Here is a 19565-nt window from a genome sequence, read left to right as displayed (position 1 = left end):
CAATCCGAAACGCAGGCATGCTAACAACGGGATGTTGTCACCCGTCGAATTTGAGATGACAGCAAAATGAAGTAGCAAGGTGTCTATAAAGCTAGGGGCACATCACCCATCCCCAAACCGGACATTAGATCAGTTGCTTAATTTGGATGTTTTAAGTCGTTCGACTTAATGCAAGGTAACCCGCAAAGTGAACAGTCAGGCATCGGTACGACCGGTGAATGACAGTCGAGACTGACGAAATGAACAACCAGGGGACCAAAATCCACCTAAGCTCTCCATTTCATTTAATGAGAAAAAGTGCTTAGAGAATATAGGTCAATATCACTCTTAAGCGAGATCGTGCTCAATGATCATTTTACTTGTTTTATCGCTTTTCGTGCGTTTGCCTTCAGGCCAATTGCCCGTATTCATGTAGACAATCTCTTTGGCGATATCGGCCACATTGTCGCCCATACGTTCGATGTTTTTGGCCATAAACATCACATGCATACATCCCGAAATGTTTCGAAGATCTTCCATCATATAGGTGAGCATTTCACGGAATAGAGCATTGTGTGATGTATCGACATTTTGGTCTAATGCTCGCACTTTTATCGCAAGTTCTGTATCCCGCATTTTGTAAGCCAGCATAATGGATGCAATCATATCTTGAACGATTTCACTCATGCGTATCAATGTATCGATCGGCCCTGTGTCAGCCTCTGCTTTCGCAATCGTGTTCGTCCGCTGCGCCATATTCCGCGTCAAATCACCAATCCGTTCCAAATGGCCCGCACTTTTTAAAGTGATTACAACCTTGCGAAGATCTCCCGCGAATGGTTGGCGCAAGGCGAGAATTTTTATGGCAAGGTTGTTGAGGTCCGCTTCTATTTTATTGAGCTTCTTGTCCCCTTTTACGACTTCTTTGGCAAGGGCACGGTCCTCTTTGCGTAAGGCCCGTGTCGCGGCTTTTAGCTGGGCAGTGACAATGCCGCCCATTTCAAGAAACATAGCCTCTAGGCGGGTCATATCCTCGTCAAAGGAGGTAGCGATGTGATCATTGCTCATATAGTTATCCAATTCGGCCGGAAATATAATTTTGAGTTTGTTTTTGAGCGGGTTTGGTAAATATTGACTCCGTGTCACCGCTTTCTACCAACTCACCCAGATGGAAGAAGGCTGTCTGCTGAGAGACACGCGCGGCCTGCTGCATGGAGTGTGTTACAATCACTATTGTGTATTTCTCTTTCATGGAATCCATCAAATCTTCGATTATGGCTGTCGCAATCGGGTCAAGCGCGGAACATGGTTCGTCCATCAGAATAATTTGAGGGTCGATGGCGATAGCTCGAGCGATACATAGACGTTGCTGCTGACCACCCGACAAACTTGTTCCAGGTTCATCTAAACGATCGGAGACCTCGTCATAGAGACCTGCGCGGCGAAGAGAGGTGATTACAATGTCTTCAAGATGGTCTTTAGATTCAGACAAGCCATGAATTCTTGGCCCATAGGCTACATTATCGAAGATGGATTTTGGAAAAGGGTTCGCCTTCTGAAAGACCATACCTATTCGCGAACGAAGCGCCACGACATCAACTTTTGGGCCGTAGATGTCCTGACCCGCAAACTGAATATTACCGCTAACTTGGCATGAATCGATGGAGTCATTCATCCTGTTGAAACAACGAAGAAACGTAGATTTCCCACAACCTGACGGACCAATTAGAGCCGTGATCTGGTTTTCAGGAATATCAAGGCTAACGTTCTTGATGGCCTGTTTCTTCCCGTAAAACACGTCAACATCGCGAGCGATCAGGATTGGGGCGGAAGCATGTGTCTCTGCAGTGGCTTCCTCTGTATTGTTCTTTTCCATTACCTGCGACTCTCCAAGCGTCTGCGTAGATACACAGCGAATAAATTCATCAATATAAGAAAAACCAACAGCACCATGATGGCCGCTGACGTTAATTCGACAAACCCTTTTTCAGGACTATCCGCCCATAAGAAAATTTGGACGGGTAAGGATGTCGCGACATCAGTTATTCCTTTTGGAATATCCACAATAAAGGCCACCATACCAATCATCAGCAAAGGTGCCGTTTCGCCCAATGCGCGCGCCATGCCCAAGATCGTACCTGTCAACATGCCCGGCATCGCCAGAGGAACAACATGATGGAAAGTTGTCTGTGTCTTACTAGCGCCTAAGCCCATTGCCGCGTCTCGCGTGCTTTGCGGTATAGAACGCAAGATCGACCGTGAGGCGATAATAATGGTCGGTAAGGTCATGAGTGCCAAAACCATCCCACCGACAAGCGGGGTTGAGCGTGGTAGATTGAAGAAGTTCAAAAACACCGCCAATCCCAAGAGACCGAACACGATAGAAGGTACAGCAGCAAGGTTATTAATATTCACTTCAATCAAATTGGTCAGCAGGTTTTTTTTTGCATATTCCTCCAGATAAACAGCAGTCAGAATACCAAGCGGAAAGGCGATCAAGAAACAAACTAGGAGACTGAAAAAAGAACCCAACGCGGCACTTAAAATACCCGCCATTTCTGGCGCTCGGGAATCTCCACTTGTGAAGAACACACGGTTGAACTTCCTCTTAACGCGTCCTTCTTGTTGCAATGTTGTCACCCACGCGATGTCTTGGTCGTTCAGACGTCGGACTGCCTCATCAGATTCCGGATCAACTTTACCTTTTATATAGAGATCAACCTCGGATGAGGCGGCGATCCAAACTCGCTGGGTTGTGCCGATCATATCCGGTTTGGCGGCAACACGTTCTCCTAGGTCAAATGCGGCTCCGCCGCTTACGAGCTTGTATAGACGGTTTCTCTCCTTGCGTTCCGTTGCACTAGGAACAACCTCTTGAAGGCCAGAAAGAATAAGGGGTTTGTAGTTGCCCTGCTTTAGGTCCATCTCAACACGAGTGCCTCTGGGGTCAATAACAGCTTCCGCAAATTCTATATCGACAGCGATCATTGTCTTTTCGAAGGCACCCGCCCCGCGAACAAAAATCGCTGTAAACATCAACAGCATGAATGAGATAGAAACCGCGATCGCGACGCGCCCATACCATTGGAACCGCAAATGCCGAGCATGACGCTTGGCCATCTGGGGCGATGTTGTCAGAAGATAGTCAGGCATATTTTCGCTTGTATTTATCGACAATTCTCAACGCCACGATATTCAAACCCAAAGTGAGCACCAAAAGGAACAAGGCAATCGCAAAAGCCGCGAGTGTTTTAGCGCTATCGAATTCTTGATCCCCCGTCAGCAATGTCACGATCTGGACCGTCATGGTTGTAACAGCTTCGAATGGGTTCGCAGTCAGGTTCGCAGCAAGGCCAGCCGCCATGACCACAATCATCGTTTCGCCTATGGCACGCGAGACCGCGAGAAGTAGGCTACCGATAATTCCCGGTGTCGCAGCCGGTAGAACGACCTTTGTGATCGTTTCCGTTTCAGTCGCGCCCATTCCATTAGAAGCATCACGCAGTGCCTGCGGCACAGCATTGATTACATCATCTGATAATGACGAGATAAACGGAACCAACATGATCCCCATTACGAGCCCCGCAGCAAGCGCGCTTTCAGAAGAAATTTGAAACCCAGCCCCAGACCCCATGCCTCGAATGATAGGCGCAACGACAAGGGCCGCAAAAAAACCGTAAACAACGGTCGGGATACCTGCCAGAAGTTCCAACATAGGTTTAATTATATTGCGGGTTTTTGGGCGCGCAAATTCAGCGAGATAAACTGCAGATAAAATACCTAACGGCGTTGCCACGCACATTGCGATGAAACTGATCAAGATTGTACCCGATAACAAGGGCAATACGCCGAACTTACCGCTGGCGCCGACTTGGTCTACGCGCATCGCCGTTTGCGGGCTCCATTCCAGCCCGAACAGAAAATCAGCGAGAGGTATTCTGCCAAAGAAACGATAGGCCTCAAATGCCAGGGACGCGACGATACCGATAGTCGTAAAAATAGCCACAAAGGAACAGGCGATCAGGACACTCTGGATCGCATATTCTTTGATTTGGTTGCGGCGGTTTATCCGCCGCAATGTAAAGTCGCGAGAGCCTGACATTAGTTGAGGCTTAATGTTTCAAGAGCCAGCACTTGGGATTGCCACTGCGCATGCTCATCCACATTCATTGGAATTAGACCTTTTTCGGATAAATATCCATCTTGCCCGCTTGCACGGACACTCGTGAACTCTGTCAGATATTCTGTGATACCGGGCACTGTCCCAACGAGGTCTTTCTTCACGTAGAAGTAAAGCGAACGAGAGACGGGATAAGTTCCATCTGAAATATTTTCGAATGTTGGCGGCGTACCGTCAATAACGCTGCCTTGAACACTGTCGCCATTTTGATCTAAAAAGCCAAAACCAAAGATACCCAGCGCATTCGGGTTCGCATTTAGTTTGCGGACGATCAGATTGTCATTCTCGCCGGCTTCGATAAAACTATCGTCCTCGCGAAACGCATGGCAAATCGCTTTATAAGTATCGCTGTCTGTCTCTTTGAGCGCTTTGATCCAGTCAAATGTCTGGCAACCGCCCTCCATCGCCAGTTCGACAAATGCATCGCGCGTTCCTGAAGTTGGTGGCGGCCCCATAATCTCAATTTTGGTGCTTTTAAAAGTGGGGTTGATGTCGCTCCAATAAATGTAGTCATTTGGCTTTAGGCCACCATTTCCATCAGGTACATCTTTCGCCAGCGCAAGATAAAGTTCGCGCAACGTCAATTCCATGCGGTCAGATTTTGTCGAATTCGCGACGACGATACCGTCATATCCAATTTTGACTTCAACAATATCAGTAATACCGTTTTCAGCACAGCGCTTAACTTCGGAGGCCTTGATGCGGCGAGACGCATTTGTGATGTCCGGAAAATTATCACCAAGCCCAGAACAAAATAGCTTTAAACCGCCGCCAGAACCCGTTGCCTCTACAATCGGTGTCTTAAACGATGTGCTTCGCCCAAAGTTCTCAGCCACTGTTGTCGCAAAAGGATAAACCGTTGATGATCCAACAATTTTAATCTGATCGCGCCCTGTCGTAAAAGGTGTCGTCTCGGCTGTACCCTCCGACGTATCCGATGCGCTACCTCCGCCATTTCCACACGCGCTCAACCCGAATGCGGCAACGCTGCACAATAGAATTTTCTTAAACATTTTATTTTTCCTCGACTGAAAGTCTAAAAATCAAATGAGAGACGGCCAACGATACCACTACCGCTTTTTGTGGAACCGTTCTCCGAATCGACGTTGAAGTAATTTAGAGCAAAGCGAGTTTGCTTTGTGGCCCACCAATCCGCACCGAGTACGATTGTATTTAACTGGCCTAGATAAGGACCATCTTGCAGGTCGATCGTGTCATAGCGTGCGACGAGTGCAAGTGCACCCATGCCGCTCTCGCCTATCGGCTTATCGACTTTGGGACGGTTGAACTTACCGCTCTTGTAAGTTCTGTTACCACCGAACATGATGCCAACTTCCATATACCCGCCAGAAAACTCAGCATCTTCATTTGCATTTGAGCCATTGGCCCGGAGTAGCGCATATTCTCCAGCAGCCCAAATATTGTCCCGAATCACGGCAATTTCCGCACCGTAAAAATTATCGCTCTCTGCGAAACGTCCAGTGTTGATGATGCGGTCGGGTGCAACATGCGTGTATGGGCGCTGACGGTATCTCAAATCAGACTGAGAATCGCCTTGTTCGCGGTAACGCCATGACGCGCCAAGATGGACAATTGTGTCATCACTTTTGATTGGGTTGTAATAGCCGCGTCCGGCAAAGGCGAAACCTTCATCAGGGCCACCTTCCGTTTCGACATTTGTACCGAATGCGCCGACATCAACACCATAATTATCACCCGTCATATTGATCGACACGCCGGCGCGGCGATTCAGTTCAAAGGCATCGGTGAATGCACCGCGTTCAATCGTAGAGATGAAGCGCGACGAGGTTTCTTCTTCAAGAGAATTGTGCGTCTTAAAATGTCCAACTTTGAATTTGAACTGACTGTCTTGTGGCGCGAACTGCACATAGCCATCCGTTAATTCTAAGCCACCACCTGTCGCGTGGTTGAACTCAAACTTATATTTGACGCTAGAGCCATATGTGCCGCTGGCGAAAAGGCGAGCTCGGCGGACTTCACTATCACGGATACTTGAGTCAGGCGTGTCGAAGTCCGCAATTGTATAGTCAATCATAACCCGCCCCCCGACATCGAGCGTCGCGTCTTGTGCAAAGGCGCCGTTGGGAGCGCTCATGCACAATGCCAGCATCGATACGCCGAAAATTGTTACCTTATTGAACGTCATCACTCATCTCTTGGTGTGATTAGGATGCTAAGAACAGTGATTCAGCTCCAAGCTATGTTGGGCCCCCGATGACAAAATTTGATAACAGGAAGATATCAGTTTGTTGACAGTTTTGTCTTTTTCTTGAGACAATTTTATGACGGTCCGGGAAAATGCGCGCTATAAAGCACTTCAGAGGCCGCCGCCTAATCCAACAATGTCGCCACACTCAACAAGTGAGCGTAATACGTTTTATCCACGCCTGAGAATGAATGGATGTGCGACCATGGTAAAAGATAGAAATCACCAAGTTTCGAGTAAACCAAGCGACGGAACAATCGAACGCACCCGCGAACTAGCTCTGATCTTCCAGGTGTTTTGCTGAATTTCCAAGTGAAGTGGTGCACCCAAATTCCCTCACACAAAACACATCGACTTACATGAATCTATTTAGTGACGGGTGAGCGGCTTATCTTGGGTGTTCTAAAACACTCAATAAATGTCCGCTAAGCCCCCAAAGCTGCTGAAACTGAGCGGCTTAAAATCGCCTCAATAAAGACACTCTCGAGAGGTCCGCTTCGCCCCCTGAGCTGAAGTCAAGATGGTCCCTAAACCTGACATTAGCCGAGTGTCCAACTTGAGGCGATTTTAAGCCGCTCCGCATATCCACGTTTAAATTCGCGCCTCAGCGTTAGAATGTCATCGTTTGTGAGATCGTAAGGACTTAACCGATCTGGCAACACTGAATCAGATTGACATTCTGCGAGCTTATTGACTACTCTAAATTTGGGGCTGCAACTTGCACAATTTTAAGTTTTTTTAAAATACCGCAAAATAATCTGCCGTCACTCAGGGGGATTACACATGAAAAATATCTTACTTTTGTCGGCGACTGTCGCAGTTTTAGCCTTTGCCGAGCCCGCCTTTGCGGCCAAAAAGGCGAAGGTTGAGCTTTGCCATTATAATGGTCACGGTAGCTTTCGCGTTCTGACTTTGCCGTCAAAGGCCGCGAACAGCCACATCCGGTCCCACGGCGATTTCCTTCCAACGACATTTTATGAAGACGCAGACGGAGATGGTTACGGGAATGCGGACGTTTATTTCACGTCATGTGAGGAAACTGAGGCCGGTTTTGTCGTGAATGGCGACGACCTTGACGATACAAATCCCTATTTTTCCTTAGAACGAGATTATGAAGAAGTCGGTGTTGATTCTATCGAAGGTGAGGGTGAAGACGATGAATTCGAAGAATATTAAAGCCACGTTTTTGAGGGCCTAAGTCAGTAAATCTGTGATGATGGATGTTCTCACCTACCCCGAGACATCTAAGCCATACTTGCAGGCATTTTCGAGACAAGGGATTACGCCCATATATAGCGGCCAAGCGCCGCTATATTTCCCTTCCGGAAAACAGGCCATACGATTATTAAGGGAGCGCCTAGCGCTCCATTGTCATGACTACTATATGTGCGTGCCTGGCGTCGAATTTTTGAGTTTAAAGCAATATTTATGGGTCGCGTTAGTCAGACATCATGGTCGCGATGCCGCGATGACCATTATGCCCGAAAGCTTTGTGCTGAGCGCGAAACGTGATCTCGTCAGGCTGACGCATAAGATCAACCTCAACCTTCCCATCAAAATGATTGCAAAGGGTCGGGGCCATAACCGCAAAGCGGTGGATGTGGTCAATCTCTCTGACCTGCAAAACCTCCGTCGTTCCGATGGTTATATTTTGGTGCAAGAGCTCATTGAGTGTTCAGACCTGCTGGACGGCGAAATCTTCAATATCCGCGTCTATGGTATCATAAACTACTTTAATGGCCGGCTCTCCGGCGTGATCGCCCGGGAAGGAAAGATCATCTACAGCGAGAGTGCAGACAATCCGATAACAGCCAACTCGGTGGTCAAAAAAGACACGCTTCCGCGATACACAAGCCAGCTTTTCGCCAGCTCAATACCCTTAAATGAGGCGAATTTTTGGTCGGGTGTCTGTTCGCTGTTTAGGAAGATGATAGACAGCATCGCGGATAAAACGGCGGCATCCGGGGCTTTACCGAACGAACGGTTTTCGCAATTGGTGGGTCTCGACATTATTCTAAACAAGCAAAATGTTCCTCTTGTGCTTGAATGCAATGATCGTGCGCAACTTCATCCGACCGATGAGCATGACAGGGTCTTGAAAGCCGGGGTTTTTCACGATTGGGTCGACAGCTTTCTATTGGAAAGTAGTGAGCCTCATTTGGACTGGCAGGAATGTTGAAATGCATTCGATTCTCTAGAGTTTGAAAGATTCTAAACTTTAGACTTTGCTATGCCAATTTAAGGTCGATCTTTCTAGGAAACTTACCATCGGCAACGTCCGTTAAGCTCCAAACCCAAAACCTGGAGGCATATGGGGCAAATGTCCGCAATCGGGTTGCAACAGAATTTACCGAGTGTCCTTCTTTTGGAGAATGCCGCCTTATTGGCAAACATTACCAGCGGCCATCTTTGAGCGTTTTAAGCCTCTGAACTGAGGGGCCGCTGTGGGGCGAGTTAAAGACGCTCAAATTTCAAATTTATTTAGCCTTTACCATTATCAGAGACTTGACATTATCCTCTTCATAAGGCCAGCCTTACTCCAAACGGGAGCGTTAAATGCAGGTAATAATAAAGATCTTGAAATGGCTCGGCCTTCTGTTTCTTTCAAGCGTTTTGTTAGTCATTGCGCTGCCTTGGTTTCCGGTCATCGCTGATAGCTTTACGGCGAAAACACAAAAAGACTATCTATCTGAAAACGAAGTTAGGCTCGACTTGACCCAAGCCGATGGAAACTTTGCCTTTGACGATGCTTTCTATGAAAATCGATTGTTTATGTTGGGAGAAATGCACGGGTATTCGCGAGTGCAATCTATCGATTTGGCCCTGCTGACTCACCTCAATCAACGTCTGGGCGTTCGCGACTATATGGCTGAAATCGACCCGGCCACTGCCATTATATTTAATCATTATCTGCGAACGGGACAAGATGAGGCCCTCATTAATGTGTTTAATGCCTGGCATGATGAGCGACAATCCCAGTGGGGAAATTTAGACTTCTTAAAAAAAATTCGTTCTATCAGAGACTTAAACGTGTCTCTCCCTGACGACCAGAAGATTAGGTTTATTGGAGTAGACGGACCGTCGAAGGAGAAATTCGTTGCAATGGCTCAAACACTCTCGGATGTAGACGAGGACACAGCTTATGCTGTAAATATGATGCTGCTGGAGGCCAATGCGTCACGTGTGGACGGCAGCTCTCGCTACCGTCATATCCTCTCAAATATTGCTTTGATGGATAAAGCTCTTCCCGAAGCGAAATTTTACGGTCTATGGGGCATATCTCATATTAATAAGGTTGGTACGAACGGTTCGCCTAGCCTATCGGCTTATTTAAATAGCGGAACAGAGAAAGTCTCGCCGACATTCAAAGACGCTGTCGCGACGATAACAACTTTATGTGTAGGGGCATGTTCCAATATGATACCGTCGGGAGCATTTCCAGGCATACCAAAACCAAAGAATGGCGAGCTTTATACTGAGGCACCGATGAGCTTCGACAATGGCTGGATGTTTCGAACACGGGGGATTGGTGCAGCAAAGTCTGTGATGGGCGATGCGCCAAATATGCTCTTTGATATAAACAATCCGGGCTCACCATATATCAAGTCCCCGGCATTGGTGGGCAGCAGTGGTTATATGTCGATGATCCGAAACTTCCACATTGATGGGCCTGCGGCGGAGAATTTTGACGCTGTAATATTAATGAACGGATCAAATGCACTCAAACCCATAAAAGGCGAGGCTTTCGTATTTACCAAGTAAATGCGCCGACGCGAGTCTCCTAAATAAAGTATATAACGGCCATATTCGCAAACATTACCAGCGGCCGGTTTTGGGCGTCTTAAGCCGCTCGTCTGAGGTCCGCTTTGACACCTCAGCAGACGATGATTAAATGGCCTAAAATTGGCTGGCCGGAGGTTGTCGTTGGTCAAGCCCTTAAGTGGACGGTCAGTAAGGCTGACAGGCACCAGTACTGATTGTGGAAGTGATGTAGGTGGATTGGTTAAAGCCTTGAGAGTGTTCAAACCCACATTGCCCTTCTAACCATTAAGTGGCTCTCCTACTAACAACCTAACCCTTGGGAGACCACCTTAAGCTTTTAGGCCTATGAACTCAGTCTTTAATGATAGCCTTTACCCCTAAACGGCTATGATTGGTGTTTGTATAAGCTTTTCATCCGAAGGATAAGTCTGCGGTCACACCCTTGGTCTACACTGTGTGCATTTGAAGCGATTACCATCTTCATGGGTTTCAACTGAACTGTAGATGTCACACATTCTAACGGTACTCATTCTTATAGTTTGAACCCATAGTTTAAACCAATCCTTCTCAGAACCAATAACGCTGAGTTGGTATGAATAATAATAAGTTATATAAAACAATTGGTTAAGTGATGGACTCAGTGAGGTCTAGGCAACATTAAACACTACTTCTCATCTTAAACTGAGAAATAGGGCTCTCATGGAGCAAGCAATGGTAAACCCTTGATTCAATGGTCTGGCCTAAAGAGGGTTTATCAAAGCGTTTCGAAATTAGTGGGGGTCTTCGATGGGAGGGCAGGCGTTTCTCCAATCGATGTGTTGGATGTCCGCCAATGGGAATTTTAGGATGTAGTCATTCTCAGACACATCATGCCGCCTAAAATCGATGTTGGGTTGGAAACCCATCTGATAACATAGCTTCCTTAGGCTCTTCATTATGTCATCACGTAAGTCATCGACCTGATCCTGAAGATCAAAATCCATATTCCCCATATACATATGAAAATGTGGGAGTACGCGTGTGTTGTTACGGGACTTGGTTTCTAAGCGAGTAATGAAAGAATATTTTTCAGATTTAGGCATACGGGCATGTTTGCGCCCGTACATCTTGTAATCCACACGATTCACGACCTCTTTTGGAAATCGTTGGTGGGATTCAGCGAACTCGCTGATAACTCGGTCAATTTCAAAAATCTTTGAGTAAGGATGCATTGTAATGGTCAGAAAATAATTCGGTATGAACTTTCCTATCTGCGCATTCAAATAATCCCGCGTTTGGTTTTCGTCTTCAAACTTATAGTGATAGTCTGAGAACATATATCTACGATCAAACATGATGCTGCCCTTTGCTTGACTCTGGGCCGCCCTGCGTACTGTCACAATAGCGGGTGATGTCTGAGAGCTTGTAGCGCATACAACTCTCGCTCAATTTCAACGGTCGAGGGAAGTTGGGGTTATCTTTTCGATACCGATAAAACGTCGACCGGCTTATGTTCATCCGCACGTACGCTTCTTTCGTGTTGAGGTATTTTTCATCCATTTCAGATTCTCCTAGTTATGGGAATCAAGAAATTAGTCAGGACGTGAATACCTCCCCGAATGGAGAAACCGTATTTCGGAAAGAAGAGCGAGAGTGCAACGATGACCCCCTATGGGGGATGGGGTGGTAGGGGTGACATAGACCACGTTGAGCTATTCTACGTTTTCTGCACTTTTGGTCACTACTGGAACAGAGTTGGGTCTGGAGGTGTAATTGGGTTGTTGATCAGGGGAGATCGCGACATCAACAGTGTTCGATACTAGAATCGGCCAACTTGGATCAAATCCTGCCGTTGAGACCGTTGAGTGGGTAACGAGACTCAAAAAGTTGATTTACGTAATCATGTGCTCACGTTTTTGATCCTACGAAAGCAAGTATGTACATAAATTTGTACATGAAATCATCAAAACAAATTTATACCATTGATTTATATTGATTATTTGTAAAAAACTGGTGCCGCGAGGGAGAATTGAACTCCCGACCTCATCATTACCAATGATGCGCTCTACCACTGAGCTACCGCGGCGTTCCAAAAAACGGGATGACCCCGCAGGAAGCGCCGTTCCATAGCTGTCACACTCCCTATTGAAAAGCCCTTAAGCGCGCTTACAACAGCCGTATGTCAGACAATAAAACGGACCCTAAGAAATCGCGCGAAGACCGGCTGGCGGCGCAATTGCGAGCCAATCTCCGGCGCCGCAAGGTTGCGAGCCGAAAAGCCTCCGAACTGGATCGCCCGAAAAAAGACGCACCACAGCCTTGATTGCGTCTCGTCCACAGGTCATGCGCCGCACATGGATAAAATAGTTATAGAAGGCGGATTCCCGCTACGCGGGGATATTCGCATCAGCGGGGCCAAGAACTCAGCGATCAAGTTAATGGCGGTGAGCTTGCTGACTGCTGAGCCTGTGACGCTCACCAATATGCCTCGTCTACGCGATACCCGGTCGATGGGGGGGCTCTTGTCACACTTGGGCGTGTCCGTTGAGCTTGAAGGCACTGACACGTTAAAACTTCATGCGCCAAAACTATCCGGCACGCAGGCTCCGTATGATTTGGTGCGTAAAATGCGCGCGTCGTTCAACGTCTTGGGCCCGCTTTTAGCGCGCGAAGGACATGCCCGGGTGAGCTTGCCCGGCGGCTGTGCCATCGGCGCGCGCCCCGTCGATCTACATTTGAAAGCGCTGGAAGCGCTCGGGGCGAAGATCGAATTGGAACAAGGCTATGTTGTCGCGTCGGCCAAAGACGGCTTGAAGGGCGCTGAGATTAGCTTTCCGTTCGTCTCGGTCGGAGCCACGGAACATGCGCTGCTGACCGCTGTGCTCGCGAAGGGGGAGACCGTGCTGATGAATGCTGCGCGAGAACCTGAAATCATTGATCTGGCAGAGTGCCTGAATGCCATGGGCGCGAAAATCGTCGGCGCGGGACGGTCTGAAATCCGGATTGAAGGTGTGGCGTCATTAGGCGGCGTTGAACATTCCGTCGTGCCAGACCGGATCGAAGCCGGAACTTATGCGCTGGCCGCCGCGACGGCCGGGGGGGCGGTACGATTGACCCATGTTCGCCCGGACCACCTCGGCTCGCTTTGGCCTTTGATCGCTCAGGCGGGAGCCCGGGTGAGCCTTGATGATAACTCCGTCTTGATCGAACGCGGCACTGGGCGTCCACGCCCCGTTGATATAGACACTTCCGCCTATCCGGGCTTTCCGACGGATTTGCAGGCGCAATTCATGGCCATGATGTGCATCGCAGATGGGGTGTCGATCATTCGCGAGAATATTTTTGAAAATCGCTTCATGCATTGCCCGGAACTGTCGCGTATGGGCGCAGACATTACCGTCCGGGGGCGGGAAGCGATTGTGCGCGGTGTGCCGGAATATGTCGGAGCGCCGGTCATGGCGACGGACCTTCGGGCTTCGGCGAGCTTGATCAACGCCGGACTAGCCGCGCGAGGCGAGACTCACATTTCTCGGGTCTACCACCTTGATCGCGGGTTCGAGCATATCGAAGTAAAGCTCGGACAATGCGGCGCGCGGATCAAACGCGTTCCGGACGATTGAGAACAGATTGAAAGTGGCTGGCACATGAGTTTAAAACTTCTCGCGAATGATACGGATGATCTGAAAATCATCGCCAGCGCGTTGCAGGATGCGATCCTGCGCGTCGGCGATATTCGCTATGATCCTGTGGCTCGGTCTGTCTCGCTACGCATGACGCGATTCCGCCATGAGACTAAGAAAGCCGAACGCGTCGAATGCGGGGTTCGTATTGATGGGGTTTTGGCGTTGCAAAGCCGCGGCATCGAACGCGGCCAAAAGGACGCCTTTATGGTTGTCCTTGACCTTACGTTCGAACCGACAGATGCGCCTGCCGGATATCTCGACATCACCCTCGCGGGCGGCGGCGTGTTGCGGCTCACGATTGAAGGTCTGGACCTGCTATTATCAGACGTGGGCGCTGGTCGGGCGACGCGCGCCAAACCGGATCATGACGCCGCGTGACGGAGGAACCTGATTTTGAGACTGGCGATCACCGGATCGCTGAATTTCACATTGATGATGCCAGCCTACCTGTCACATCGGTTGAGATGCAGCATGAACGCCGTGTCGCGATCTTCGATCTGATTGAAGACAATCAATTCAAACCGCACGGCTCTCCCAGTGGTCCTTATATGGTTCGGCTCGCTTTGGATGAGGGCCGTCGCTTACAATTTGATGTTAATACGACATTAGGTGTGCCGCGCGCGCACTTTAGTGTCTCAATGGTGCCTTTCCGTCGACTCGTGAAAGACTATTTTTTGATTTGTGAAAGTTATCATAACGCGATCCGAACGGCGACATCGGCACAGATCGAAGCGATCGATATGGGGCGGCGCGGGCTGCACAATGAAGGCTCGCGCTTGTTGGCAGATAGCCTGCGAAACCAAGCGGATATCAGTTTTAATACGTCGCGAAGTCTCTTCACTTTAATCTGTTCACTGCATAGGCGGCCAACATGAACGACCGCATTCTCTTTGTCTGCCAACTAAACATGGTCCGTTCGCCTATGGCTGAGGGGCTGGCCCGTAAAAAAGGGCTAGATGCCATCTCTTGCGGAATCGACCCGGGCGTGGAGGCAGACGAACTCATGATGTCTGTCATGCGCGACGTCGGTATTGATATGAGCCAGCACGAGCCGCGCTCATTGCAGAGTGTCGCAGGTCAAACATTTGCCCGTATCATCACTTTTTCTGAGGATAGTAAGGCTGCTGCGAACGCGATTTTTGGCGCAAATGCCCCAATCGAGCTTTGGTCGATTCCCATGCCGTCAATGGGGAGTCACGATGTTCGCGCGATTATGGAGACATATCGGTCGATTCGAACCGTCATTTCCAATCGCCTTGATCGCCAATTCTAGTGCATTTTCCCTTTTAGTCGCGCGCAAACCCCCTATATAGCGCGCCAACGACCCCGCTACATTTCGTGGCGATGAGTAAGGACAAGTTTTGGCCAAAGAAGAACTTTTAGAATTCGAAGGCGAAGTCGTAGAACTTCTGCCGAACGCAACCTTCCGTGTAAAACTGGTCAATGATCACGAAATCATTGCCCACACAGCCGGACGGATGCGTAAAAACCGAATTCGTGTTTTGGCGGGGGACCGTGTCACCGTCGAAATGACACCTTATGATCTGACCAAAGGTCGGATTACCTATCGCTTTAAATAGGCGGCCCGCCAGTTATGCCAGTCCCCGTCATGTCTGGTGACGGTTTCATTCTGGCGAGCGCCAGCCCGCGTCGTCTACAGTTGTTGGCCCAAATTGGGCTGACACCTGACGCGGTCCATCCTGCCGATATTAATGAAGACCCCATTCCTGGCGAGTTGCCGCGCCCGCATGCTTTGCGTCTGGCGCAGGAAAAAGCTGTTTTGGTCAGCCAAATGTTACCCGGACAAATTATTCTTGCGGCGGATACGGTTGTCGGTGTTGGTCGTCGTATCCTCCCGAAAACAATGGACCGCGCGGAGGCTGAAGCTTGCCTTCGTTTGATGAGTGGGCGCGCCCATCGCGTCTTTACGGGTGTGTGTGTGATCGACGCGGACGGCGTGTCGCGATCCAAAGTGAGTGAGACCCGATTAAAAATGGCGCGTTTGTCCGATCAATCCCTAAATGATTACCTCGATAGTGAGGAATGGCACGGCAAGGCTGGCGGCTATGGAATTCAGGGCAAAGCCGGCGCTTTTATCCCTTTTATTTCAGGCTCTTACACGGGTGTTGTTGGCCTCCCCATTTATGAAACGGCTGTCATGCTCCGCACCGCTGGAATTAAAATATGAAACGTCGCGCCGTCATTGAAGAGCTGGTCGGGGAAACTCGCGCGGCCGTTTACGAAGGCCGCAAGCTTGTTGAGCTTCATCTCGACCGCTGGTCCGATTTCAACAAACCCCGCTGTGGAGAGCAATGGACCGCGCGTATCGCGACCGTCGACCCTTCCGTGGGGGGCATGTGGTTGCAGATGGGGCAGGGCCCGGATGCGCTATTGTCTTTCAAAGGACAGAAAGACATGCCGCGCCTAACCGAGGGCGAACGGGTTAATGTGGTGATCGCAAAGGAAGCCATGGCCGAGAAGGGCCCTGTTGTTCGCTATATCGGCGAGCCCTCACGAGATACACCGGGGGTCGTCCTCGCGCTGAATTTACGGGAAAGACTGACTCAGCGTTTCCCTGACATCACATTCGAAGCCTCCTCAGTGGGGTTGGACACATCGACAGAGCGGACAGTCGCCATACCGGGCGGAGGCTCAATCACGATTGACCGCACCCAAGCCTTGATTGCTGTGGACGTTGATAAGGGCGGCGCGACGACCGTAATGGATTGCAGTATCAATGGCGCAAAGCTGATTATGGGCCAATTGCGCCAGCGGCGCTTGGGCGGATTAATCGCGATCGATTTTCCAAACTTACGGCAACCAAGACATAGAGCGTCCGTGATTCGGGTGATGGAAGAGATGGCCGAAGCGGATCCGGCCTCCATTCGAATCGCGCCGTTTTCGCGGTTCGGCGTGGTCGAGATGACGCGTGGACAGGACGGTGCTTCGTTAGACGCGCAACTCAATGACCGTTTCGGAGAGCCGACAGTCGAAACTCGCGCCATTCATGCCTTGAGGCGTTTGGAACGTGAGGCCAAGGCTTCTGCAGGTGCACAGATCGTTTTGACCGTTGATAAAGCGGTTTGGGATTGGCTCGGTACGCCGCCGTTTGATTGGCGGACCCCGATGACTGAACGACTGGGCGCGCGGTTCACTGTAGAGCTTGGCGACAGCCTTGATGTTCGGGCTGACCGATGAGACAGACTTGCCCGATTTGTAAAAAGAAAGATGTCGTCGAGGCGTCGCGTCCATTTTGTTCAAAACGCTGCGCAGATGTTGATCTGGGACGGTGGCTCAAGGGCGGCTATGCCATTCCGACGGATGAACATGTGCCTGAGAGCGCGATGCCCCCGACACCTGCGAACGATTCAGATGTTTATTAGCGCGGATTCGTAAGGGGCTTTGGCGTCACTGAAAAAGGCGTCATGGCCATAACGTTGTTCGGCCAAATTCATGGCGTCGAGAGACGTGTATGAAAAGGCGCTGACCTGGGTGCCGTCCGTGTGATAATTCTCGACCAATGCTGCGCTGATCTGTCCGGCGGGCACACAAACCCAATCGACAATTTCACGCAATCGTCCCCGTAACGGCCCGTCCACAAACCAGCCCGAGCGTTCGCCATGGACATAGTGCCTATCGGGGCGTTCAATATGGCCCAATTTGGCCGCGTAAACTTTATGTACGGCGCGCGTTGAGAGGGTCGGAGATTGGCACCAATGTGACAGGCACGTCCGGGCCTTCGGGTCAATTTCGTGAACCGCATAGAGAACCTCCGGCAACCAAGAGACCCAGATTGACCGCTCTCTGAGCCGATATTCAGCACATAATGCGTAAAGCATCTTTTCGAACCCAGCATCTTTGACGTCGATGAGCAGGAGACAACCGCTGTTTTCGTGGCTCGCGATGGCGGCAAAGAGGTCCCGGGCCGAGGGCATACGGGCGAAGTCCCCACCTAATGCAGGCATATCTTTCGCCATGATCTCACAAATTTTGTGAACGTGTCCGCGATAATCATGCGCTGATTCGTCGTGCGTGATGATGGGTGTGCCGCATCGGGTCAGTCGAATATCAAATTCGATCTGCTTGACGCCGAAATCCAATGCCGAGATCAATCCCGCCATAGTGCTCTCATGGTCTGAAAAACCACGGAAACGATGGGAGATAATTTGATTTAACCGTACCATGCGTCAGGTTAAGTCAAATCACGGGGGGAGGGAATGGACGTTCCTCCGTAAATTGAGTGTGTTCTCTTATTATATTTAAAGTGCATCCGACTCGTGTTCGAGTTTGTTTCCTAACAATGGGTTTGTCAGGTAGCTTAATTCGATTTTTGTTACTTTTCGATCAAAAAAATCCATCGATTTTTTATAAATATTTTCTAAATGCCGTTCTAACGAATGAATGTCATGGACATCTGGAGAGCTGCCTTCAAAGTCTTTCGCCGTAAGTTCATTCAAATTCATGACTCGTATAGATGAGACAGTGACTCCAATTTTTCGATCATTAAAAATGGGAGGAAAGCCTGTTTCATCACATCCAATTTTTTCTATAATCCGGGCTGAAATCGTCTCTCCCAGAATGTAACCTCTCCTATTTGGAAAAATTCTATTACTAGGGCGAAAAACAACAGTCAGAGAGCCATTTAAAACTAACGGTTCATACTGTTTACGAAAAGCGATTTCATAGCGCGGAAGTTCCATTACAACTCCTATCAAGCGTAATTTTACAGGTTCTGCTTTGGCTCTTACTTTAAGGCCTCTGACATTATCGATTGTAAGTTTTCGTCGGTCAGTTTGGTCATAATTTTGAATGCTGGGATGGCTTGAAATAAGTTCATGAAACGACCGGAATGAACGCGGTTACCATTCTCAATGGCTAGGTTCATGGTGATTGTTTCTGGCTCTAAAAGAATGTCCGCTACAATCGTATCTTTCGGGATCTTTGCCGCATTCGCTTTGCTAACGACCATATCGCCATCAACATCCCCAGTCATCGGCGCAAAGGCAGAAAATTTCTCATTCGGTTGCGCGCCTTTGTTCGATGTATTGACGATCACACCCGCTGTACCAATTTCATTGCCAATGTCGTTTTCACCGACAGCTCTCGCCTTTACAAAGGGAGAGATAAGCTCTGCAATTTTCTCGGCTTTGGAGACAGTACGATTGACGATCACAATTTCGGATGGTGATTTTTGCGCCATCTCGTAGGCGATAGGTAAGGCCGTGCCGCCCGCTCCCAAAATCACGACTTTACGTCCCGCAATACAATCGGGATATTCGTGCAACAGGCCCAAGACAAATCCAATGCCATCTGTGTTATAACCGACTAGCTCACCGTCTTCCCGAGAAATGACATTTACACTCCCGATTGACTTGGCTGATTGATCTAAACGATCCAGGAAGGGCGCGACTTTATCTTTGAAGCCGGAGCCGGCTCCGCCTCCATCATAAGCGGGATCGGCTTTTAGCTTAGCAAAAATAGCTTCGCAGTCAGCCGGGTCACCAATAACAAAGGCGGCCTGTTTGTTCATTCCAAATTGGTGAAATACCGCATTGTGCATGGCTGCCGATCCGCCGGGGTAGTCATGGTCGATAGGAAAAAGGTATAAGGACTTACTGCCTATCGTATTAACGTCCAAGAAACTGTCTTTAGGCTGGCGGGCAACTTGTAACAAACCGCTTTTAAACAAGTCCCGAATGTGTCCACCAGATACGTCTTGGTTTTCAGGCATAAATATCTCAGTCTCGTCGGTTTA

22 protein-coding genes, 1 tRNA gene and 1 pseudogene are annotated in these 19565 nt (G+C 49.2%); 12 read left to right on the top strand and 12 right to left on the bottom strand.

Annotated features, from left to right (window positions below):
• Positions 1–327: 327 nt before the first annotated feature.
• The 6 genes and pseudogenes from phoU to IE105_RS13805 form a co-directional block, all read right to left on the bottom strand.
• Entirely contained in the window at positions 328–1047 is a 720-nt protein-coding gene (gene phoU / locus IE105_RS13830) for a phosphate signaling complex protein PhoU (protein WP_189499442.1), read from the bottom strand.
• Between the two features lie 4 nt (positions 1048–1051).
• Positions 1052–1855: a phosphate ABC transporter ATP-binding protein PstB gene (gene pstB / locus IE105_RS13825; protein WP_189499439.1), complete on the bottom strand. Its 804-nt coding sequence runs from the start codon at positions 1853–1855 to the stop codon at positions 1052–1054.
• Entirely contained in the window at positions 1855–3132 is a 1278-nt protein-coding gene (gene pstA / locus IE105_RS13820) for a phosphate ABC transporter permease PstA (protein ID WP_189499437.1), read from the bottom strand. The genes pstB and pstA overlap by 1 nt, the downstream gene beginning before the upstream one ends.
• Positions 3125–4039: pseudogene (pstC, locus tag IE105_RS13815) on the bottom strand (phosphate ABC transporter permease subunit PstC); the annotation flags it as partial. The gene pstA and the pseudogene pstC, both read right to left, overlap by 8 nt.
• Positions 4040–4080: 41 nt before the next feature.
• A complete protein-coding gene (locus tag IE105_RS13810) occupies positions 4081–5172 on the bottom strand; it encodes a substrate-binding domain-containing protein (protein WP_189499434.1) in 1092 nt (363 codons plus the stop codon).
• Between the two features lie 23 nt (positions 5173–5195).
• Positions 5196–6275, bottom strand: a complete 1080-nt coding sequence (locus IE105_RS13805; protein WP_189499432.1) for an OprO/OprP family phosphate-selective porin — start codon at positions 6273–6275, stop codon at positions 5196–5198.
• A gap of 894 nt (positions 6276–7169) precedes the next feature.
• Here IE105_RS13805 and IE105_RS13800 point away from each other — a divergent pair.
• The 3 genes from IE105_RS13800 (at position 7170) to IE105_RS13790 (ending at position 10148) form a co-directional block, all read left to right on the top strand.
• The gene (locus tag IE105_RS13800; RefSeq protein ID WP_189499430.1) at positions 7170–7562 is read left to right on the top strand and encodes a hypothetical protein; all 393 of its coding nucleotides are present in this window, start codon (positions 7170–7172) and stop codon (positions 7560–7562) included.
• A gap of 37 nt (positions 7563–7599) precedes the next feature.
• Positions 7600–8565, top strand: a complete 966-nt coding sequence (locus tag IE105_RS13795) for an ATP-grasp domain-containing protein (protein WP_189499428.1) — start codon at positions 7600–7602, stop codon at positions 8563–8565.
• Between the two features lie 377 nt (positions 8566–8942).
• Positions 8943–10148 carry a TraB/GumN family protein gene (locus IE105_RS13790; protein ID WP_189499426.1) on the top strand — a complete coding sequence of 402 codons (1206 nt, stop codon included), beginning with the start codon at positions 8943–8945 and terminating at the stop codon, positions 10146–10148.
• Between the two features lie 770 nt (positions 10149–10918).
• Here IE105_RS13790 and IE105_RS13785 read toward each other — a convergent pair.
• The 3 genes from IE105_RS13785 to IE105_RS13775 form a co-directional block, all read right to left on the bottom strand.
• Positions 10919–11482: a hypothetical protein gene (locus IE105_RS13785; protein WP_189499425.1), complete on the bottom strand. Its 564-nt coding sequence runs from the start codon at positions 11480–11482 to the stop codon at positions 10919–10921.
• Positions 11475–11687 (bottom strand): helix-turn-helix transcriptional regulator, encoded by a 213-nt coding sequence (locus IE105_RS15715; RefSeq protein ID WP_189499423.1) that lies wholly within the window; start codon positions 11685–11687, stop codon positions 11475–11477. The genes IE105_RS13785 and IE105_RS15715 overlap by 8 nt, the downstream gene beginning before the upstream one ends.
• 451 nt (positions 11688–12138) lie before the next feature.
• Positions 12139–12213, bottom strand: a tRNA-Thr gene (locus IE105_RS13775).
• Positions 12214–12306: 93 nt separating this feature from the next.
• On the opposite strand from IE105_RS13775, the gene IE105_RS13770 reads away from it, so the two are divergent.
• The 9 genes from IE105_RS13770 to IE105_RS13730 all read left to right on the top strand — a co-directional run bounded on the left by IE105_RS13770 (position 12307) and on the right by IE105_RS13730 (position 17193).
• The gene (locus IE105_RS13770; protein WP_189499421.1) at positions 12307–12450 is read left to right on the top strand and encodes a hypothetical protein; all 144 of its coding nucleotides are present in this window, start codon (positions 12307–12309) and stop codon (positions 12448–12450) included.
• Between the two features lie 31 nt (positions 12451–12481).
• Positions 12482–13747 carry a UDP-N-acetylglucosamine 1-carboxyvinyltransferase gene (gene murA, locus IE105_RS13765; RefSeq protein WP_189499420.1) on the top strand — a complete coding sequence of 422 codons (1266 nt, stop codon included), beginning with the start codon at positions 12482–12484 and terminating at the stop codon, positions 13745–13747.
• Between the two features lie 24 nt (positions 13748–13771).
• Complete coding sequence (locus IE105_RS13760) at positions 13772–14188, top strand: DUF2948 family protein (protein WP_189499419.1); 417 nt, start codon at positions 13772–13774, stop codon at positions 14186–14188.
• Positions 14185–14685, top strand: coding sequence for a UPF0262 family protein (locus IE105_RS13755; protein ID WP_189499417.1), 501 nt, complete (start codon positions 14185–14187; stop codon positions 14683–14685). Before IE105_RS13760 ends, IE105_RS13755 begins: the two co-directional genes overlap by 4 nt.
• A complete protein-coding gene (locus IE105_RS13750) occupies positions 14682–15083 on the top strand; it encodes an arsenate-mycothiol transferase ArsC (protein ID WP_189499415.1) in 402 nt (133 codons plus the stop codon). The genes IE105_RS13755 and IE105_RS13750 overlap by 4 nt, the downstream gene beginning before the upstream one ends.
• A gap of 88 nt (positions 15084–15171) precedes the next feature.
• A complete protein-coding gene (gene infA / locus IE105_RS13745) occupies positions 15172–15390 on the top strand; it encodes a translation initiation factor IF-1 (protein WP_189499413.1) in 219 nt (72 codons plus the stop codon).
• Positions 15391–15404: 14 nt separating this feature from the next.
• On the top strand, positions 15405–15998 hold the full coding sequence (locus IE105_RS13740; protein WP_189499411.1) for a Maf family protein: 594 nt from the start codon (positions 15405–15407) through the stop codon (positions 15996–15998).
• On the top strand, positions 15995–17008 hold the full coding sequence (locus IE105_RS13735; protein WP_189499409.1) for a ribonuclease E/G: 1014 nt from the start codon (positions 15995–15997) through the stop codon (positions 17006–17008). The genes IE105_RS13740 and IE105_RS13735 overlap by 4 nt, the downstream gene beginning before the upstream one ends.
• Positions 17005–17193 carry a DNA gyrase inhibitor YacG gene (locus IE105_RS13730; protein WP_189499407.1) on the top strand — a complete coding sequence of 63 codons (189 nt, stop codon included), beginning with the start codon at positions 17005–17007 and terminating at the stop codon, positions 17191–17193. Before IE105_RS13735 ends, IE105_RS13730 begins: the two co-directional genes overlap by 4 nt.
• Here the strand turns inward: IE105_RS13730 and IE105_RS13725 are convergent.
• The 3 genes from IE105_RS13725 to IE105_RS13715 form a co-directional block, all read right to left on the bottom strand.
• Entirely contained in the window at positions 17179–17931 is a 753-nt protein-coding gene (locus tag IE105_RS13725) for a glycerophosphodiester phosphodiesterase (protein WP_189499405.1), read from the bottom strand. The genes IE105_RS13730 and IE105_RS13725 overlap by 15 nt on opposite strands.
• Before the next feature lie 138 nt (positions 17932–18069).
• Positions 18070–18510: a hypothetical protein gene (locus IE105_RS13720; RefSeq protein WP_189499403.1), complete on the bottom strand. Its 441-nt coding sequence runs from the start codon at positions 18508–18510 to the stop codon at positions 18070–18072.
• A 44-nt stretch (positions 18511–18554) separates the two neighbouring features.
• Positions 18555–19541 carry a shikimate dehydrogenase family protein gene (locus IE105_RS13715; protein WP_189499401.1) on the bottom strand — a complete coding sequence of 329 codons (987 nt, stop codon included), beginning with the start codon at positions 19539–19541 and terminating at the stop codon, positions 18555–18557.
• Positions 19542–19565 lie beyond the last annotated feature (24 nt).

It is taken from the genome of Algimonas arctica, assembly GCF_014652695.1.
Lineage (GTDB): Bacteria > Pseudomonadota > Alphaproteobacteria > Caulobacterales > Maricaulaceae > Litorimonas > Litorimonas arctica.
The sequence above is the reverse complement of the archived record's forward strand: the minus strand, read 5'-3'. Positions and strand labels throughout refer to the sequence as shown.

Coding starts and splice junctions, on each gene's coding strand:
- IE105_RS13730 (WP_189499407.1), top strand. CDS start 17,005: ATGAGACAGACTTGCCCGATTTGTAAAAAGAAAGATGTCGTCGAGGCG.
- IE105_RS13750 (WP_189499415.1), top strand. CDS start 14,682: ATGAACGACCGCATTCTCTTTGTCTGCCAACTAAACATGGTCCGTTCG.
- IE105_RS13760 (WP_189499419.1), top strand. CDS start 13,772: ATGAGTTTAAAACTTCTCGCGAATGATACGGATGATCTGAAAATCATC.
- IE105_RS13720 (WP_189499403.1), bottom strand. CDS start 18,510: ATGGAACTTCCGCGCTATGAAATCGCTTTTCGTAAACAGTATGAACCG.
- IE105_RS13740 (WP_189499411.1), top strand. CDS start 15,405: ATGCCAGTCCCCGTCATGTCTGGTGACGGTTTCATTCTGGCGAGCGCC.
- IE105_RS13715 (WP_189499401.1), bottom strand. CDS start 19,541: ATGCCTGAAAACCAAGACGTATCTGGTGGACACATTCGGGACTTGTTT.
- pstB (WP_189499439.1), bottom strand. CDS start 1,855: ATGGAAAAGAACAATACAGAGGAAGCCACTGCAGAGACACATGCTTCC.
- IE105_RS13735 (WP_189499409.1), top strand. CDS start 15,995: ATGAAACGTCGCGCCGTCATTGAAGAGCTGGTCGGGGAAACTCGCGCG.
- IE105_RS13805 (WP_189499432.1), bottom strand. CDS start 6,275: ATGAGCGCTCCCAACGGCGCCTTTGCACAAGACGCGACGCTCGATGTC.
- phoU (WP_189499442.1), bottom strand. CDS start 1,047: ATGAGCAATGATCACATCGCTACCTCCTTTGACGAGGATATGACCCGC.
- IE105_RS13810 (WP_189499434.1), bottom strand. CDS start 5,172: ATGTTTAAGAAAATTCTATTGTGCAGCGTTGCCGCATTCGGGTTGAGC.
- IE105_RS13785 (WP_189499425.1), bottom strand. CDS start 11,482: ATGTTTGATCGTAGATATATGTTCTCAGACTATCACTATAAGTTTGAA.
- IE105_RS13790 (WP_189499426.1), top strand. CDS start 8,943: ATGCAGGTAATAATAAAGATCTTGAAATGGCTCGGCCTTCTGTTTCTT.
- IE105_RS15715 (WP_189499423.1), bottom strand. CDS start 11,687: ATGGATGAAAAATACCTCAACACGAAAGAAGCGTACGTGCGGATGAAC.
- IE105_RS13725 (WP_189499405.1), bottom strand. CDS start 17,931: ATGGCGGGATTGATCTCGGCATTGGATTTCGGCGTCAAGCAGATCGAA.
- IE105_RS13800 (WP_189499430.1), top strand. CDS start 7,170: ATGAAAAATATCTTACTTTTGTCGGCGACTGTCGCAGTTTTAGCCTTT.
- pstA (WP_189499437.1), bottom strand. CDS start 3,132: ATGCCTGACTATCTTCTGACAACATCGCCCCAGATGGCCAAGCGTCAT.
- IE105_RS13795 (WP_189499428.1), top strand. CDS start 7,600: ATGATGGATGTTCTCACCTACCCCGAGACATCTAAGCCATACTTGCAG.
- murA (WP_189499420.1), top strand. CDS start 12,482: ATGGATAAAATAGTTATAGAAGGCGGATTCCCGCTACGCGGGGATATT.
- IE105_RS13770 (WP_189499421.1), top strand. CDS start 12,307: ATGTCAGACAATAAAACGGACCCTAAGAAATCGCGCGAAGACCGGCTG.